Source organism: Serpentinimonas sp. SMBJO2 (assembly GCF_056341105.1).
In genome coordinates this window covers 1,603,691-1,621,409 of record NZ_CP150628.1, presented here as the reverse complement: position 1 = coordinate 1,621,409, position 17,719 = coordinate 1,603,691, and the positions used below count along the sequence as shown (strand labels likewise).

11 protein-coding genes are annotated in these 17,719 nt (G+C 68.5%); 9 read left to right on the top strand and 2 right to left on the bottom strand.

Going from position 1 to position 17,719, the window contains the following annotated elements; genetic code table 11:
• The first annotated feature begins 8 nt into the window (after positions 1–8).
• Together AAAZ40_RS07495 and AAAZ40_RS07490 are read left to right on the top strand one after the other, a co-directional pair.
• Positions 9–3,218 carry a type I restriction endonuclease subunit R gene (locus AAAZ40_RS07495; RefSeq protein ID WP_476659782.1) on the top strand — a complete coding sequence of 1,070 codons (3,210 nt, stop codon included), beginning with the start codon at positions 9–11 and terminating at the stop codon, positions 3,216–3,218.
• A gap of 158 nt (positions 3,219–3,376) precedes the next feature.
• Positions 3,377–4,162 carry a glutathione S-transferase family protein gene (locus tag AAAZ40_RS07490; protein WP_476659781.1) on the top strand — a complete coding sequence of 262 codons (786 nt, stop codon included), beginning with the start codon at positions 3,377–3,379 and terminating at the stop codon, positions 4,160–4,162.
• Positions 4,163–4,249: 87 nt separating this feature from the next.
• Here AAAZ40_RS07490 and AAAZ40_RS07485 read toward each other — a convergent pair whose 3' ends face one another.
• Together AAAZ40_RS07485 and AAAZ40_RS07480 are read right to left on the bottom strand one after the other, a co-directional pair.
• Positions 4,250–6,838 carry an ABC transporter permease gene (locus tag AAAZ40_RS07485; RefSeq protein ID WP_476659780.1) on the bottom strand — a complete coding sequence of 863 codons (2,589 nt, stop codon included), beginning with the start codon at positions 6,836–6,838 and terminating at the stop codon, positions 4,250–4,252.
• 138 nt (positions 6,839–6,976) lie between these two features.
• Positions 6,977–8,791: an acetate--CoA ligase gene (locus AAAZ40_RS07480; RefSeq protein WP_476659779.1), complete on the bottom strand. Its 1,815-nt coding sequence runs from the start codon at positions 8,789–8,791 to the stop codon at positions 6,977–6,979.
• Between the two features lie 25 nt (positions 8,792–8,816).
• Between AAAZ40_RS07480 and AAAZ40_RS07475 the strand changes: the two genes are divergently transcribed.
• The 7 genes from AAAZ40_RS07475 (at position 8,817) to nadB (ending at position 17,694) form a co-directional block, all read left to right on the top strand.
• Entirely contained in the window at positions 8,817–9,800 is a 984-nt protein-coding gene (locus AAAZ40_RS07475; protein WP_476659778.1) for an alpha/beta fold hydrolase, read from the top strand.
• An 89-nt stretch (positions 9,801–9,889) separates the two neighbouring features.
• A protein-coding gene (gene prfB, locus AAAZ40_RS07470; RefSeq protein ID WP_476659777.1) for a peptide chain release factor 2 occupies positions 9,890–10,994 on the top strand; the annotation gives its coding sequence in 2 pieces (ribosomal slippage) (positions 9,890–9,970 and positions 9,972–10,994; 1,104 coding nt in all).
• A 69-nt stretch (positions 10,995–11,063) separates the two neighbouring features.
• Positions 11,064–13,796, top strand: a complete 2,733-nt coding sequence (pepN, locus tag AAAZ40_RS07465; RefSeq protein WP_476659776.1) for an aminopeptidase N — start codon at positions 11,064–11,066, stop codon at positions 13,794–13,796.
• 48 nt (positions 13,797–13,844) lie between these two features.
• On the top strand, positions 13,845–14,894 hold the full coding sequence (locus AAAZ40_RS07460) for a class 1 fructose-bisphosphatase (RefSeq protein ID WP_476659775.1): 1,050 nt from the start codon (positions 13,845–13,847) through the stop codon (positions 14,892–14,894).
• Between the two features lie 25 nt (positions 14,895–14,919).
• Positions 14,920–15,135 (top strand): DUF3460 family protein, encoded by a 216-nt coding sequence (locus AAAZ40_RS07455; RefSeq protein ID WP_476659774.1) that lies wholly within the window; start codon positions 14,920–14,922, stop codon positions 15,133–15,135.
• Between the two features lie 61 nt (positions 15,136–15,196).
• The gene (locus AAAZ40_RS07450) at positions 15,197–16,063 is read left to right on the top strand and encodes a segregation and condensation protein A (RefSeq protein ID WP_476659773.1); all 867 of its coding nucleotides are present in this window, start codon (positions 15,197–15,199) and stop codon (positions 16,061–16,063) included.
• On the top strand, positions 16,060–17,694 hold the full coding sequence (nadB, locus tag AAAZ40_RS07445; protein ID WP_476659772.1) for an L-aspartate oxidase: 1,635 nt from the start codon (positions 16,060–16,062) through the stop codon (positions 17,692–17,694). The genes AAAZ40_RS07450 and nadB overlap by 4 nt, the downstream gene beginning before the upstream one ends.
• Positions 17,695–17,719 lie beyond the last annotated feature (25 nt).

The following is a 17,719-nucleotide window of genomic DNA, read 5'->3' as shown; positions in this document are numbered from 1 at the left end:
GAGCAGCGATGGCATTTCTGACCGAAGCCCAGCTGGAATCCGCCCTGCTCGCGCAGCTTTCCCGGCTGGGCTTCGCCTGCGCCTCGGACGATGTCATCGGCCCTGACGGCAAGCAGCCGGAGCGCGATGCCTACAACGATGTCGTGCTCAAGGCACGACTCACCGCCGCCGTGGCGCGGCTGAACCCGGCGCTGCCGCCCGAGGCGCAGACCGACGCCATTCGCCGCCTGACGCAGTCGGAACTGCCCAAGCTGCTGGAGGAGAACCACCGCATCCACCGCCTGCTGACCGAAGGCGCGGATGTGGAGTACTACGCCGAGGATGGCACGCTGACGGCGGGCAGGGTGCGGCTGATCGACTTCGAACGCCCTGCCCACAACGACTGGCTCGCCGTGCAGCAGTTCACCGTGGTGGCAGGCCAGGCCAAGCGTCGGCCGGACGTGGTGGTGTTCCTCAACGGCCTGCCGCTGGCGGTGATCGAACTCAAAGCCCCCGGCGGCGAGAACGCGACGCTGGCCGGCGCCTTCAACCAGCTCCAGACCTACAAACAGCAGATTCAGGCGCTGTTTCGCAGCAATGCGCTGCTGGTGACCTCCGATGGCTTGCAGGCCCGGGTCGGCTCGTTGTCGGCAGACTTCGAGCGCTTCATGCCCTGGCGCACCACCGACGGCACCCGCGTAGAGCCCAAGGGCATGCCGGAGATGGCTACGCTGGTCGAGGGCGTGTTCGAGCAGGGGCGCTTCCTCGATCTGCTGCGCCATTTCACCGTGTTCGGTGAAACCGGCAGCGGATTGGTCAAGATCATCGCCGGCTACCACCAGTTCCATGCCGTCAGGAAGGCGGTGGCATCGACGCTGCGGGCCAGCCAGCATGCGGTGGCCGAGGACCCGGCCATCTACGGCCTGACCAGCGTGCGGGAGCAGCCGCCGGGCGACCGCAAGGCGGGCGTGATCTGGCACACGCAGGGCTCGGGCAAGAGCCTGCTGATGGCGTTCTACGCCGGCCTGCTGGTGCTGGAGCCGCGCATGGCCAACCCCACGCTGGTGGTGTTGACCGACCGCAACGACCTCGACGACCAGCTCTTTGCGACCTTCGCCATGTGCCGCGATCTGCTCCGGCAGACGCCGGTGCAGGCGCAGGACCGCGAGCACCTGCGCACCTTGCTGGGCCGCGCTTCCGGCGGCGTGATCTTCACCACGCTGCAGAAGTTCTCCCCGGCGCCGGACGAGGCCGGTTTCCCGGCGCTGACCGATCGCGCCAACGTCGTGGTCATCGCCGACGAGGCGCACCGCAGCCAGTATGGCTTCAAGGCCAAGGTGGCCAGCCAGACCGGCGAGATCGCCTACGGCTTCGCAAAGTACCTGCGCGATGCCCTGCCCAACGCCTCCTTCATCGGCTTCACCGGCACGCCCATCGAGGCGACCGATGTGAACACTCCGGCGGTGTTCGGCCACTACATCGACATCTACGACATCAGCCGCGCGGTGGAGGATGGCGCCACGGTGCCGATTTACTACGAATCGCGCCTTGCGCGCATCGAGCTGATTGATGCCGAGAGGCCGCGCATCGATGCCGAGATCGAGGCCCTGCTGGAGGACGAGGACGAGCCCAACGCCGAACGCACCAAGCAGAAGTGGAGCACGGTGGAAGCCCTGGTCGGCAGCGACAAGCGGCTCGCGCGGGTGGCCGCCGACCTGGTGCAGCACTTCGAGGACCGGGTGGCGGCGCTCCATGGCAAGGCGATGGTGGTGTGCATGAGCCGGCGCATCTGCGTGGCGCTCTACCACGAGATCATCAAGCTGCGCCCCGATTGGCACAGCAGCGACGACGCCGCCGGGAGCATCAAGATCGTGATGACCGGCGCGGCGTCCGACCCGGTTGCGTGGCAGCAGCACATCGGCAACCAGGCGCGGCGTGATCTCCTGGCCAAGCGCGCCCGTGATCCGCAAGACCCGCTGCGGCTGGCGATCGTGCGTGACATGTGGCTGACCGGCTTCGACGCGCCCAGCATGCACACCCTGTACATCGACAAGCCAATGCGCGGACACGGCTTGATGCAGGCCATCGCCCGCGTCAACCGGGTGTTCCGCGACAAGCCGGCCGGCCTGATCGTGGATTACATCGGCATCGCCCAGAACCTGAAATCGGCACTCGCCCAGTATTCCAGGCCCGACCAGGACAAGACCGGCATCGACGAGCGTGAGGCCGTGGCGGTGCTGCTTGAGAAGTACGAGATCGTGCGCGACATGTTTCACGGCTTCGACTACCGCACGGCCTTGAGCGGCACGCCCAGCGAACGGCTGGCCATGATGGCCGGTGCCATCGAATGGATTCTCGGCAAGCAGCAGCAATGGGCGGCGGCGGAAAAGACAGCAGAAGCCAAGAAGCAGGCGCAACGGCGCTTTGCCGATGGCGTGCTGAACCTGTCGAAGGCCTTCGCACTGGCGGCAAGTTCGGACGAAGCACGCGCCATCCGCGAGGAAGTCGGTTTCTTCCAGGCCATCCGTGCCGCGCTGGTCAAGACGGCGGTGGGTGTCAGCACCACCCGGCAGGATCGTGATCTGGCGATCCAGCAGATCGTCAGCCGCGCCGTGGTTTCCACCGAAATCGTCGACATCCTCGCGGCAGCCGGCCTCCAGACGCCGAACATTTCCATCCTCTCCGACGAGTTCCTGCTCGAAGTGCAGCAGCTGGAGAAGAAGAACCTGGGGCTGGAAGCGCTGCGCAAGCTGCTGGGCGACAGCATCCGCTCACGCACCCGCACCAACGTGGTCGAGACCCGCGCCTTCACCGAACGACTGGAAGACGCCATTGCCCGTTACCACGCCAACGCCATCACCACCGCCGAGGTGCTGCAGGAGCTGATCCAGCTCGCTCGGGACATTCGCGCCGCACACAAACGCGGCGAGGAACAGGGCCTGTCCCTGGATGAGATCGCCTTCTACGACGCGCTGGCGGAGAACGAGTCCGCCGTGCAGGTGATGGGTGACGACAAGCTGCGGGTGATTGCCCACGAACTGCTGGTGTCCTTGCGCGAGAACGTCGCCGTCGATTGGGCCCACCGCGAATCGGCCCGGGCCCGGCTGCGCGTGTTGGTCAAGCGCATCCTGCGCAAGTACGGCTACCCGCCGGATTTGCAGGACGCGGCGGTGCAGACCGTGCTGCAGCAGGCCGAGGTGCTGTCTGCCTCGTGGCAACCGGGGCATGCACGCGCATGAGGCCCCTTGCGGCAGAATGACCGAATCCGATCAAGCCTTGTCCAATGGCAAAAACGACCTGGCTGAACTTCCAGGATAAACTTAATCAGTTGAAGCTTTGCACAGTTTATCTGGCGCAGCCCCTGGGCTCTGTGGGGGGTGGCCAGTTGGGCCTGACGATGATGGACACACCCAGCACTGCACCCACGATCACGGCCCCCAGCCCAACCGCACCCCCCGACCCCAGCCGCCCAGCGCTGGTGCTGCACCACCTCGAGCAGTCGCGTTCGCAGCGCGTGCTCTGGCTGCTGGAAGAGATGGGGTTGCCCTACGAGCTCAAAACCTACGCCCGCCAGCGCGGCAACCGGCTGGCACCGCCCGAGCTCAAGGCGGTGCATCCGCTGGGCAAGTCGCCGGTGCTGGTGCACGGCAGCGAAGTCGTGGCCGAATCGGCTGCCATTCTGGAATACCTGGCCGAAACCTTTGCCGAACGCGCCCAAGGCGACCTGGCGCAGCTCGTGCCGGCGCCCGGCACACCCGAACACCGGCGCTGCCGCTTCTGGCTGCACTACGCCGAAGGCTCGCTGATGCCATGGCTGCTCATGAAATTGGTGTTCCAGATGCTGCCGCGCCAGCCCATGCCGTTTTTCGTGCGCCCGCTGGTGCAGCCGATCGTGCACTACGTCTGCCAGCAGGTGCAGCTCAAGCTCATCGACCCCAACCTGCAACGCGCCCTGCCCTTCATCGAGCAAGAGCTGGCGCAGCGCCCCTGGTTCGCCGGCTCGCACCTGAGCCTGGCCGACTTCCAGATGAGCTACCCGATCGAAGCCGCGCTCACCCGCCTGGGCGGCACCCCTGGCAGCGCCAGCAAAAAATGGCCGCACCTGCACGCCTGGCTCGAGCGCGTGCACGCGCGCGCCGCCTACCAGCGCGCACTCGCCAAGGGCGGGCCGGTGATGTGGTGAGGGCTTGAGCGCTGCCTCGGCTTGGCATGTGTCCATTCAGGCCGGCTGGGCCATGCACCAAACGGTGGCGCAAGATCATGCACTCGTTCACGGCGCCGCCGCGCGCAGCGTCTGCACCACCGGCGTGTGCAGCACGGCGCGCAGCCCGGCCCAGCCGGCGGCCAGCGCCAGCGCGGCTCCGGCCAGTGCGCCAACGGCGGGCGTCCACAGCGCCGGTGTCCAGTCAAAGCCAAACACCCAGCGCGCCAGCGCCCAGTTGATGGCCAGCGCCGCCAGCGCCGCCAGCAGACCGGCCAGCAGGCCGATGCCGGCCAATTCGGCCCGCTGCACGCGCCGCAGCAGGGCGGTTTGGGCGCCCAGGGCGCGCAAAATGGCGTACTCGCGCTCGCGCTCGGCGCGCGTGGCGCCGATGGCGGCAAACAGCACCACCAGCCCGGCGGCGAGCGCAAAGGCAAACAAAAACTCCACCGCGCGGCTGACTTGCGCGAGCACCTGCTGCAGCTGCGCCAGCGTGGCGCTCAGGTCGATGAGCGTGATGTTGGGGAAGGCGCGCACGAGCTCGGCGTCAAAGCCCGCTGCGGCCGGGGCGCGAAAGGCGCTCAGGTAGGTCACCGGCACCTCGGGCAGCTGCGCGACTGGGAACAGCACAAAAAAGTTGGCGCGCATCGACGACCAATCGACTTCGCGCAAGCTGCTGATGCGCGCCTGCACCGGCACGCCGGCGATCTCGAACGTCAGTCGGTCGCCCAGTTGCAGACCCAGATCTGTGGCCAGGCCGTCCTCCACGCTGATGCTGCCCTGCTCCTCGGGCTGCCAGCGCCCGGCGACGATGGCGTTGTGGCTGGGCGCCTGCGCGCTGTGCGAGAGGTTGAACTCGCGCTCGGCCAGGCGGCGGCCGCGGTCGGTGGGCAGCGTCTCGAGGTCGATGGGCTGGTCGTTGATGGCCACCAGCCGGCCGCGAAACATCGGGTACCAGTCGAAGCGCTCGAGGCCCTGTGCGCGCAGGCTGCCCTGAAAAGCCGCGGCTTGGTCGGGCTGGATGTTGATGGCAAAGCGGTTCGGGGCATCGGCCGGTGTCGCCTGCTGCCAGCTGCTGATGAGGTCGGTGCGCAACAGCACCAGCAGCAGCAGCGCCATCAGCCCGATGGCCAGGGCGCTGCTCTGCAGCACCGCATACGCTGGCCGGGCCGCGATCTGGCGCGTGGCCAGGCGCAGCCAAGTCGGGGCCGTGGCTTCGTTGACCCAGCGCCGCAGCAGGCGCACCGCGGCCCAGCTGGCGGCGGCAAACAGCGCCGCCGCCAGCGCCACGCCGCCCAGCGCGATCAGACCCAGCTGCAGGTCTGGGCTCACGGCCAGCAGCAAGGCGGCAAAACCGAGTCCGCCCAAGAGCAGCACACCGAGCGAGGCCGGCTTGATGCCGCCGACCTCGCGCCGGATCACGCGCAGCGGCGGCACCCGCGCCAGCTGCAGCACGGGCGGCAGCCCAAAGGCGAGCATCAGCGTCAGGCCCACCCCCAGACCAAACAGCGCCGGCCAGGCGCTGGGGGGCGGCAGCTCGGCGCGCAGCAGATCGGCCAGCAACAGCACGAAACCATGGTGCAACAGATAGCCCAGCAGCACCCCGATCACGCCCGCCAGCAGGCCGACGAGCATGAACGAAAACGCATAGGCGCGCGCCATGGTGGCCTGTGACAGACCGAGCACGCGCAGCATGGCGCAGCTGTCGAGGTGGCGCGTGGCATAGACCCGCGCCGCAATCGACACCGCCACCGCACACAGCAGCGCCGCCAGCAGCGCCACCAGTCCGAGGAACTGCTCGGCGCGTTCCAAGGTTTGTTGCAGCTCGGGGCGCCCGGTCGCGAACGATTCGAGCTGCGCCCCGCGCACGCCGCTGCGCTCGAGCTCGGCCTGCGCCCACGCGGTGTATTGCTGCACGGCCGCGTCTGGCCCGGCCAGCACCAGCCGGTAACTCACCCGGCTGGCCGGCTGCAGCAGCCCGGTGGCAGCCAGATCGCTGTGGTGCAGCAGCACCCGCGGCTGCAGGCTCATGAAGCCGCCGCCGCGATCGGGCTCGAGCACGATCAGGCGCTCGACCGTCAGGCGGCTGTCACCCAGCCACAGCGTCTGCCCCACTTGCAACCCCAACCCGGCCAGCAGGGCCGGATCGACCCAGACCGAGCCTGGGCGCGGCACCTCGGTGGTGGCCTGCCCGGCGTCGCCCGGCGCCATGCCCACCAGCAGTTGGCCACGCAGCGGGTAGTTGTCTTGCACCGCCTTGAGCGCCACCAGCCGCGCGGCGCCGCCTTGGGCGTCGTCGGCGCGCGCCATGGTCGGAAAGCCCAGATGCTGCGTCAGTTCCAGACCCAGTGCCTGCGCCTGCTGCACGAAGGCCGGTGGCAGGGGCTGGTCGCTGCGCACCACTGCGTCGCCGCCCAGCAGATGGCGCGCATCGCGCTGCAAACCCTGCTGCAACCGGTCGGCAAAAAAGCCCACCGCCGTGAGCGCCGCCACCGCCAGGGCCACCGCCAGCAACAGCAGGTGCAGCTCGCCCGCGCGGGCGTCGCGGCGCAGCGCGCGCCAGCCGATGCTCCAAAAGGAAGCAAGGCGGGTGGCGGGCGGCCGCGGCGGCTGGGGAGGCAAAGGCCCGGAAGCAGGGGCAGGGGCGTGGGGGTTCATGAGCCCCAGAGCCTAACCCAAAGCGCATACCCGAGAGGCTTGCGAGGCTGGAAGGGAATCGGTCCGGCGCGCCTTGACACCCCTGATCACCCCGCCTGCCAACGGGGTGGCGCTGGAGCCGTTGCCGGGGTGGATAGCCTAGCCCCGCTGCTGCGCCCGCTCCTGCTCTTGCAGCCGCAGCAGGCGGCGTTGCACCTTGCCGCTGCTGGTCATGGGCAGGGCGTCGATGAACTCGATCTCTTTGGGGTACTCGTAGGGCGCCAGCCGCTGCTTGACGTGCGCTTGCAGTTCGGCCACCAGCGCCGGGTCGAACTCTTGCTCCGGGTTGATGCAGTGCGCGCGCTGCTGCGCCGCCTCGTGCGCCAGCACCACGTAGGCCTTGACCAGGGCGCCGCGCTGCGCGTCGGGTTTGGGCACTACGGCGGCGTAGAGCACGGCGGGGTGCTTGATGAGGCAGTTCTCGATCTCGCCCGGCCCGATGCGGTATCCGGCCGACTTGAACATGTCGTCGGCGCGGCCTTGGTACCACAGATAGCCGTCGGCGTCGCAGACGGCCAAGTCGCCGGTGCGGCACCAGCTCGAGGCCGGGTCGGCGCTGAACTTGGCGCGCGTGGCGCCGGGATTGTTCCAGTAGCCCAGAAAAAACACCGGATCGGGCACGCCGTGCCGGTCCAGCCGGTGCACCGCCACCTCGCCGATCTCCCCTTCGGCGCATTCGTGGCCTTGCTCGTCGAGCAGCGCCACCCGGTGGCCGGGGTAGGCGCGGCCCATGCTGCCGGGGCGCGCCGGCCACAGGCGCGCGCAGTTGCCCACCACGTAGTTGATTTCGGTCTGGCCAAACATCTCGTTGAGCGTCACGCCGAGCTGCTGGCGGCAGTAGTCGAACACCGCATCGCCCACTGCTTCGCCCGCGCTCATGATGGCTTGCAGGCGCAGCCGGTAGCGCTGGCGCGGTTGCGGGCAGTCTTTCATCATGGCCTTGAGCGCGGTCGGGAACAAAAAAGTGTGCGTGACGCGGTGCCGCTGCAGCAGCGCAAAGGCCGTCGCCGCCGCAAAGCGCCCGTTCCAAGCCACGATCGGGCGACCAAAATACAGCGTCGGCAGCAAGGCATCGAGCAACCCCCCGGTCCAGGCCCAGTCGGCCGGGCTCCAGAACACCGCCTGCGAGGGCGCGCCGGCCGCTTGAGGGTCAAAGCCAAACCAATTCTGGCTGCAGATGAAACCGCTCAGGTTGCCGATCAGCGCCCGGTGCGGGATCAGCGCCCCCTTGGGGTTGCCGGTGGTGCCGCTGGTGTAGATCAGCAGCGCCGGGTCTTCGGCGCGGGAGGGCACCAGCGCGCATTCGGCGCTCGCCGCTTCCTGCACCGCAGTCCAGTCGATCACCTCGGGCTCCAGTGCCCCGGTCAGGCCCAGCACGTGGCGCAGCGCCGGGCACTGGGCGCGCAACGTCTGCACCAGCGCGCCGCTGTGTGGGTCCACCAGTGCCACGCTGGCGGCGCTGTCTTGCAGCCGATACTCCAGCGCCTCGGGGCCAAACAGCTGCGACAGCGGCACCGCCACCGCGCCCAACTGCAGCACCGCGATGTAGGCGACGGCGGTCTCGAAGCGCTGTGGCAGCGCGATCGCCACCCGCTCGCCACGCCGCACCCCGAGCAGGCGCAAGCCGTTGGAGAGCCGATTCGCGGCCTGCTGCAGCTCGGCGTAGCTGTGGTGGCGCGGCTTGGCGCAGTCGGGGCCGTCGGCGATCACGGCGGTCTGGCTGGCGGTCTGCGCCTGCTCGGCCCAGCGCCGCGAGCAGGCTTGGGCGATGTTGAAAAACTCCGGCACCTGCCAGTGAAAATCGGCGTGCAGGGAGGCGTAAGAATCGGCCTGGGGCGGCGGTTTGGCTGCCCGGGTCGCAGTCGATCGTTCAGGTTTGGTGCGTGGCTTGTCCGCTGTTTGACACCTGGGCATGGTTTGTCTCCTGATAATCCCTGCAATGTACCCAATTCGCCACCCCAGCCATAGCCTGTTTTTGCCCCTGCGTGGGCACCACCACCACCTGCGCCAGTGGGGCCAGCACCGGCCCGGCGCCACCCCGCTGCTGCTGTTGCACGGCTGGATGGATGTGTCGGCCTCGTGGCAGTTCATGGTCGATGCCCTGCCCCCAGCCTGGCTGACCGAGCGCCTGATCGTTGCCCCGGACTGGCGCGGCTTTGGCCAATCGCGCCCGCTGGGGTCCGGCACGGCCACCGACCCACTTGCCTACGGCAGCGCCGACCATTACCAGTTCGCCGACTACCTGGCCGACCTCGACGCCCTGATCGCGCACCTCAACGCCGACCTGGGCCGCCCCGCCGGAGCCGCCTTCGACGTGGTGGGCCACAGCATGGGCGGCAACGTGGCCATGCTCTACGCCGGCGTGCGGCCGGCGCTGGTGCGCCGCCTGGTGAACGTAGAAGGCTTTGGCATGCCGGCCAGCCAGCCCGAACAGGCCCCGCAGCGCTACGCGCGCTGGCTCGATGAAATCGACGCGTTGCGCCAAGGCACGCTGGCGCTCAAAAGCTACCCCAGCGCGCAAGCCGTGGCGCTGCGCTTGCGCAAAACCAACCCCCGCCTCGCGCCCGAGAAAGCCGACTGGTTGGCCAGCCACTGGGCCGCGCCCGACGCCAACGGCCAGTGGCAGGTGCTGGGCCATGCGGCGCACAAAATCGTCAACCCGCACCTGTACCGGGCCGACGAGGTGCTGGCGGTCTGGCGCAGCATCCGCGCCCCGCTGCTGGTGGTCGAGGCCCAAGCCGACAGCCTGGGCCAGTGGTACCGCCAAGGCGAATACACCCGCGACCAGTTCCACCAGCGCCTGCAAGCCGCGCAGCCCCAGTGCCGCATCGAGCAACTGCCCGATGCTGGGCACATGCTGCACCACGACCAACCGGCGGCCCTGGCCGCTTTGTTGCAGGCATTTTTTGCCGATGGGGCCTGAACGGGCAGCCGGCGGCGGCCATTGACGCGGCACCAAGGCTTGGCGCATGAGAAAATGCGCGCTTTACCCGAATGCCTACGCCACCGACCATGGATGCCGAACAACAGAACGCCCTCTCTGCCCTGCTTGCCGACCTGAGCGCGCGCACGCTCGAGCTGCGGAGGTATCTTTGACTACGATGCCAAAGCCCTGAAACTGTCCGAAGTCGAAAGCGCGCTCGAAGACCCCACGGTCTGGAACCACCCCAAGCGCGCCCAGGAGCTGGGCAAGGAAAAACGCAGTCTAGAGAATGTGGTGCACGTGCTGGACCAGATCGGGCGCGATCTGGCCGACCACTCCGAGCTGTTCGAGCTCGCCGCCGCCGATGCCGACACCGAGGCCCTGGCCACCATCGAAGCCGAAGCGGCGGGCTTGCGTGCCCAGGTCGAGCAACTCGAATTCCGGCGCATGTTCAACCAGCCCGCCGACCCGCTCAACTGCTTCCTCGACATCCAGGCCGGCGCCGGCGGCACCGAAGCCTGCGACTGGGCCAGCATGTTGCTGCGCCAGTACCTGCGCTACGCCGAGCGCAAGGGCTTTGTCACCACGATCGAAGACGAAACCGCAGGCGACAGCGCCGGCATCAAGGGCGCCAGCATCAAGATCGAGGGCGACTACGCCTTTGGCCTGCTGCGCAGCGAAACCGGGGTGCACCGGCTGGTGCGCAAAAGCCCCTTCGACTCCTCGGGCGGGCGCCACACCTCGTTTGCCTCGGTGTTTGTCTATCCCGAAATCGACGACTCGATCGAGATCGACATCAACCCCGCCGACGTGCGCACCGACACCTACCGCGCCAGCGGTGCCGGCGGCCAGCACATCAACAAGACCGATTCGGCCGTGCGCCTGACGCACCTGCCCACCGGCATCGTGGTGCAGTGCCAAGACAGCCGCAGCCAGCACAGCAACCGCGACCTGGCCTGGCAACGGCTGCGCTCGCGCCTCTATGACCACGAGATGCGCAAACGCATGGAAGCGCAGCAAAAGCTCGAAGACAGCAAGACCGACGTCGGCTGGGGCCACCAGATCCGCTCCTATGTGCTCGATCAGAGCCGCATCAAGGACCTGCGCACCAACGTCGAGATCAGCAACACGCAAAAAGTGCTCGACGGCGACCTGGACCCCTTCATCGAAGCCGCGCTCAAGCAAGGCGTCTGACAAACCCAGCCTCCAACAGGCCGCTCCACCCCCCATCGCCGCCCCCACCGCCCCCTCAAGAAAGCCACCATGACCCTGCGTGAAGGCCCTGCCACCGTGGTGCTGCGCCACGACTACACCGCCCCGGCCTACCTGATCGACCGCGTCGATCTGAGCCTAGACCTGGACCCGGCCAAAACCCGCGTCCTCAACCGCATGCAACTGCGGCGCAATCCGGCCGTGCCGGCGCAACCGCTGCGCCTCGACGGCACCGACCTGAACCTGGCGCGGGTGCTGCTCAACGGCGCCGGCTGCAGCTTCAGGTTCGACGCCGGCCAGCTGGTGCTGGAAAACCTGCCCGCCGGCCCCGAGCCCTTCGAGCTCGAAATCTTCACCACCTGCTGCCCAGAGCAAAACAGCCATCTGATGGGCCTTTACCTGAGCCAGGGCACCTTTTTCACCCAGTGCGAGGCCGAGGGCTTTCGCCGCATCAGCTACTTCCTCGATCGGCCCGACGTCATGGCGCGCTACCGCGTCACGCTGCGCGCCCACCAGGCCACCTACCCGGTGCTGCTGTGCAACGGCAACCTGGTCGAGCACGGCGCGCTCGAGGGCGGGCGCCACTACGCCGTCTGGGACGACCCGCACCCCAAACCCTGCTACCTGTTCGCCCTGGTGGCGGGCAAGCTGGTGCAGCGCGAGCAAAAAATCATCAGCCGCAGCGGCAGCCAGCACACGCTGCAGATTTACGTGCGCGCCGGCGACCTCGACAAGACCGAGCACGCCATGCAGTCGCTCATGGCCGCCATCGCCTGGGACGAGGCGCGCTTCGGCCTGCCGCTGGACCTGGAACGCTTCATGATCGTCGCCACCAGCGACTTCAACATGGGCGCGATGGAGAACAAGGGCCTGAACATCTTCAACACCAAATACGTGCTCGCCAGCCCAGCCAGCGCCACCGACGCCGACTACGCCCACGTCGAGAGCGTGGTCGCACATGAGTACTTCCACAACTGGAGCGGCAACCGCGTCACCTGCCGCGACTGGTTCCAGCTCAGCCTCAAAGAGGGGCTGACGGTGTTCCGGGATCAGGAGTTCAGCCAGGACATGGCGGGCAGCGCCTCGGCGCGCGCGGTCAAGCGCATCGAAGACGTGCGCGTGCTGCGCAGCAGTCAGTTTGCCGAAGACGCCGGCCCGATGGCGCACCCGGTGCGCCCCGACCAGTACGCCGAGATCAACAATTTCTACACCCTCACGGTCTACGAAAAAGGGGCCGAAGTGGTGCGCATGATGCAGACCCTGGTCAGCGACGCGGCGCTGGACCCGCTCGGGCGCGCCGGTTTTGCGCGCGGGCTCAAGCTCTATTTCGAGCGCCACGACGGCCAGGCCGTGACCTGCGACGACTTTGCCCAGGCCATGGCCGACGCCAACCCCGGCAGCGCGCTGGCCGCGCAGCTCGAAGCCTTCAAGCGCTGGTACGCCCAGGCCGGCACCCCAAGGGTGCAGGCCAGCGCCCAGTTCGACCCTGCACTGGGCCAGTACACGCTCGAGCTGCGCCAGCACTGCCCGGCCACGCCGGGTCAGCCACACAAAGAGCCGTTCGTGATCCCGGTGGCGCTCGGGCTGCTGGCGGCCGATGGCCGCGCCCTGCCCTTGCAGCTCGAAGGCGACACCGAGGCCACAGGCACCAGCCGCACCCTGGTGCTGAGCGCGCCGGTGCAGCGCTTCGTGTTCACCGGGCTGGTGGGCCTCGATCGCGCCCCCATCCCCTCGCTGCTGCGCGGCTTCAGCGCCCCGGTGACCGTGCAGACCGAGCTCGACGACGCAGCGCTGCGCACCCTGCTGGCGCACGACAGCGACGCCTTCAACCGCTGGGAAGCCGGCCAGCAGCTGATGTTGCGCCAGATGCTGGATGCCCTGCAGGCCAGCGGCCCGGTGCGCCCCGAGGTGCTCGATGCGGCCACGCTGGAGGCCCTGCGTGCCGTGCTGCGCCACCCTGAGCTCGATCCGGCCTTCAAGGCGCTGGTGCTCACCGCCCCCAGCGAGGCCTACCTGGCCGACCAGGTGCAGCAGGTGGATCCGCCACGCATCCATGCCGTGCGCCTGAGCGTGCGCAGCCAGCTCGCGCAGGCGCTCCACGGCGACTGGGTCTGGGCCTTCGAGGCCCACCCAACCGAGGGCGCCTACCGGCCCGATGCGGCCTCGAGTGCCCGCCGCGACCTGACCGGGCTGGCGCTGAATATGTTGTGCCTGGCTGCGCGCACCAGTGGCGACGCGGTCTGGCCCGGAAAAGCCTACCAGCGCTGCAAGGACGCCGCCCACATGACCGAGCTGCACCAGTCGTTGCAGGCGCTGCTGCACAGCGGCCACGCGCTGGCCGAACCGGCCCTCGAGCGCATGCACCAGCGCTACCGGCACGACGATCTGGTGCTGGACAAATGGTTTGCCCTGCAGGCCAGCGCCCCCGATTTTGACGGCATGCGGCTGGCGCGCGTGCAGGCGCTGCTGCAGCATCCCGATTTCAAACTGCGCAACCCCAACCGCGCACGCAGCCTGATCGGCAGCTTTTGCCACGCCAACCCAGCCGCCCTGCACCGCCCAGACGGCGCCGGTTACGCCTTCTGGCGCGCGCGCGTGCTCGAAATCGACGCCTTCAACCCGCAGGTGGCGGCGCGGCTGGCGCGTGCGCTCGAGCGCTGGCAGCCGCTGGTCGAGCCCTACCGCAGCGCCGCCAAGCAAGCCCTGCAAGCCGTGGCCGCCCACCCCGGTCTGAGCCCCGACGTGCACGAAATCGTCACCCGCGCCCTGGCCGCAGAGGCTTAAACTCGGGCTGCCAAACTGCCGCCCACCCCACCCCCACCCAGCTGCGCCATGAGCCCTCGCACCTCCCTCACCCGTTACCTGATCGAGCAGCAGCGCGTACACGGCAGCATCCCGCCCGAGCTGCGGCTGCTGATCGAGGTGGTGGCGCGCGCCTGCAAGCGCATCGCCATCAGCGTCAACAAGGGCGCGCTGGGCGAGGTGCTGGGCAGCGCCGGCAGCGAGAACGTGCAGGGCGAGGTGCAAAAAAAGCTCGATCTGATTGCCAACGAGGTGTTGATCGAGGCCAACGAATGGGGTGGCCACCTCGCGGCCATGGCCTCCGAAGAGATGGACGGCATCTACGCCGTGCCCAACCGCTACCCCAAGGGCGAATACCTGCTGCTGTTCGACCCGCTCGACGGCTCGAGCAACATCGACGTCAACGTCAGCATCGGCACCATTTTTTCGGTGCTGCGCCGCCACAACGACGACCCGCTGCGCATCGAGCCGGTGGCCGAATCCGACTTCCTGCAACCCGGTTCGCAACAGGTGGCGGCCGGCTACTGCATCTACGGCCCGCAGACCACGCTGGTGCTCACCGTGGGCAACGGCGTGGCCCTGTTCACCCTCGAGCGCGAACAGGGCTCGTGGGTGCTGACCCAGGACGGCGTGCAGATTCCGCCCGAGACCAAGGAATTCGCCATCAACATGAGCAACATGCGCCACTGGGACGCACCCGTGCGGCGCTACATCGACGAATGCCTGCAAGGCCGCGAAGGCCCACGCGGCAAGGATTTCAACATGCGCTGGGTGGCCTCGATGGTGGCCGACGTGCACCGCATCCTGTGCCGCGGCGGCGTGTTTCTGTACCCCTGGGACAGACGCGAACCCGACAAACCCGGCAAGCTGCGCCTGCTCTACGAGGCCAACCCCATGGGTTGGATCGTCGAACAAGCCGGCGGCGCCGCCAGCACCGGGCGCGGGCGCATCCTCGACCTGGTGCCCCACAGCCTGCACCAGCGCGTGAGCGTGATCCTGGGTTCGCGCACCGAAGTCGAGCGCATCGAGCGCTGCCACCTGGAGGATGCGGCCGCTGCGCCGCCTGTTCACCGTTCCTGAAGCCACCCTTTCAAGGCCCCACCCCATGTCCCTCTTTGCCCGCCCGCACTACCGCTCCGACGCCACCGAGTTTCTGGACGCACTCAAGGGCCGTCAGCCCGAGCTCGAGGCGCAACAGCGCCAAGGCCGCGCCTTGCTCTGGGACCAGCCGATTGACCGCCAATTCTGGCAGCAGGCCGACGCCGCCAAGGTGGCCCAAAAGCCCTACGTGTACCAAACCGAGCCCACGCTCAAAGGCTGAGCCTGCAGGCCTTGCCGGCCCTGCTGCACCTCAGGGCCTGTGCTGGGCCGTCTGCACACCGATGAGCCTTGCACCCAGCGACGGCACCGCGCTCGCGCGCCTCTACGGGGAGCCGCTGTTTGCGCTGCCACCCGACCTGTACATCCCGCCCGATGCCTTGGCCGTGTTCCTCGACGCCTTCGAGGGGCCGCTGGATCTGCTGCTGTACCTGATCCGCAGGCAAAACTTCAACATCCTCGACATTCCGATGGCCCAGCTCACGCGCCAATATCTGGGCTACGTCGAGCAGGTGCGCGCCCACAACCTCGAGCTGGCCGGCGAATACCTGCTCATGGCGGCGCTGCTGATCGAGATCAAATCGCGCCTGCTGCTGCCGCCCAAACGCAGCAGCCCCGAAGCCGAAGCCGCCGACCCGCGCGCCGAACTGGTGCGCCGGTTGCTGGAATACGAACAGGTCAAACTGGCGGCGCTGCGCATCGAGGCCCTGCCGCAACACGGGCGCGACTTCTGGTACGCCCAAGCCAGCTTGGCTGCAGCCGCGCCTGCTGCCCCCGTCTGGCCGAGCGTCGATACCACCGAACTGGCGCAGGTCTGGGCCGCCTTGCTGCAGCGCGCCCGCCTGGTGCAAAGCCACCGCATCGAGCGCCCGCAGTTGAGCGTGCGCGCCTTCATGAGCCAGTTGCTGCGCCAGCTGCAGCCGCGCCGCTTTGCCGAATTTGGCGAACTGCTCGAACCCGCGCGCGGCGTGGCGGCGCTGATCGTGAGCTTCATCGCCCTGCTCGAACTCAGCCGCGAAGGGCTGGTCGATCTCACCCAAGCCAGCGCCTATGCGCCCATTTACGTGCGCCTGAGCCCGGGCAGCTGCGCCGGCGCGGACACTGTGTACCATCCACCCCCTGCCCCCACATTGCGCCCGACCGCACCATGACCCAGCCCCCCTCCACCGCCGGCGCCGCCACGCTCGCCTTCGACGTGCTGATCGTCGGCAGCGGCCTGGCCGGCCTGGCCACCGCGCTGCTGCTGCCCAGCCACTTGCGCATCGCCATCCTGACCAAGCGCACCATCGAAGACGGCTCCAGCGGCTGGGCGCAGGGCGGCATCGCCGCCGTGCTGGCGGACGACGACAGCTTCCAAGCCCACATCGACGACACGCTGGTGGCCGGCGCGGGCTTGTGCGACCTGGCCGCCACCCGCTTCACGGTCGAAAACGCGCCCGCAGCCATCGACTGGCTGCGCCAGATGGGCACCCGCTTCACCCTGCACGAGGGCGAGCTGCACCTGACGCGCGAGGGCGGCCACAGCCACCGGCGCATCGTGCACGCCGCCGACGCCACCGGCGCTGCGGTGCAGCAAACGCTGATCGAGCGCGTGCGCGCCGCCCCCAACATTCAAGTGTTCCAGAGCCACAACCTGGTGGACTTGATCCTGAGCGACCGCCACGCCACCACGCCCACTTGGCCCAGCCGGCGCTGCTTGGGCGCCTACGCCTTTGACGAAAGCGCCGAAGAGGTGCAGGCCTTCGTGGCGCCGCACACCGTGCTGTGCACCGGCGGCGCGGGCAAGGTGTATTTGTACACCTCGAACCCCGACACCGCCACCGGCGACGGCATCGCCGCTGCCTGGCGCGCCGGCTGCCGCGTGGCCAACATGGAGTTCATCCAGTTCCACCCCACCTGCCTGTACCACCCCAAAGCCAAGAGCTTTCTGATCAGCGAAGCGGTGCGCGGCGAAGGCGGCCGACTGCTGCTGCCGGCCGCACAAGGTGGGCGCCGCTTCATGCCCGAGCACGACCCGCGCGCCGAACTGGCCCCGCGCGACGTGGTGGCGCGCGCGATCGACTTCGAGATGAAAAAACACGGCCTGGACTGCGTCTATCTCGACATCTCGCACCAGAGTCCGGCTTTCTTGCAGGAACACTTCCCCAACATCCTGGCGCGCTGCGCCGAGCTGGGCATCGACATCACGCGCGAGCCGATCCCGGTGGTGCCGGCGGCCCACTACACCTGCGGCGGCGTGCTCACCGATTTGCGCGCGCGCACCGATCTGGACGGACTGTACGCCGTGGGCGAAGCCAGCTGCACCGGCTTGCACGGTGCCAACCGGCTGGCCAGCAACTCGCTGCTGGAGTGCCTGGTGTTTGCGCGCGCCGCCGTGGCCGACATCGTGGCCGCGCCCGCCGCCGCCCTGCCGCCGGTGCGTCCATGGGACACCAGCCGCGTCAGCGACGCCGACGAACAGGTGGTGATCGCCCACAACTGGGACGAACTGCGCCGTTTCATGTGGGACTACGTCGGCATCGTGCGCACCGACAAGCGGCTCGACCGCGCCGCGCGCCGCATCGCGCTGCTGCGCACCGAAATTCTGGAGTTCTACCGCAGCTTTCACCTCACGCGCGACCTGCTGGAGCTGCGCAACCTGGTCGAAGTCGCCGATTTGATCGTGCGCAGCGCCCAGGCGCGGCACGAAAGCCGCGGCCTGCACTACAGCCTGGACCACCCACACACCCTGGCGGCGGCGCGGCCGACGGTGCTCGACCCAGCCGCCCGGGCGCGCGGCTAAGCGTAAACCCCAGCACCCTTTTCAA

What these genes read in the sequence shown, in the direction of transcription:
- pepN (WP_476659776.1), top strand. Translation starts at nt 11,064, where the DNA reads ATGACCCTGCGTGAAGGCCCTGCCACCGTGGTGCTGCGCCACGACTAC.
- AAAZ40_RS07450 (WP_476659773.1), top strand. Translation starts at nt 15,197, where the DNA reads ATGAGCCTTGCACCCAGCGACGGCACCGCGCTCGCGCGCCTCTACGGG.
- AAAZ40_RS07475 (WP_476659778.1), top strand. Translation starts at nt 8,817, where the DNA reads ATGTACCCAATTCGCCACCCCAGCCATAGCCTGTTTTTGCCCCTGCGT.
- AAAZ40_RS07485 (WP_476659780.1), bottom strand. Translation starts at nt 6,838, where the DNA reads ATGAACCCCCACGCCCCTGCCCCTGCTTCCGGGCCTTTGCCTCCCCAG.
- AAAZ40_RS07455 (WP_476659774.1), top strand. Translation starts at nt 14,920, where the DNA reads ATGTCCCTCTTTGCCCGCCCGCACTACCGCTCCGACGCCACCGAGTTT.
- AAAZ40_RS07490 (WP_476659781.1), top strand. Translation starts at nt 3,377, where the DNA reads ATGATGGACACACCCAGCACTGCACCCACGATCACGGCCCCCAGCCCA.
- AAAZ40_RS07480 (WP_476659779.1), bottom strand. Translation starts at nt 8,791, where the DNA reads ATGCCCAGGTGTCAAACAGCGGACAAGCCACGCACCAAACCTGAACGA.
- AAAZ40_RS07495 (WP_476659782.1), top strand. Translation starts at nt 9, where the DNA reads ATGGCATTTCTGACCGAAGCCCAGCTGGAATCCGCCCTGCTCGCGCAG.
- nadB (WP_476659772.1), top strand. Translation starts at nt 16,060, where the DNA reads ATGACCCAGCCCCCCTCCACCGCCGGCGCCGCCACGCTCGCCTTCGAC.
- AAAZ40_RS07460 (WP_476659775.1), top strand. Translation starts at nt 13,845, where the DNA reads ATGAGCCCTCGCACCTCCCTCACCCGTTACCTGATCGAGCAGCAGCGC.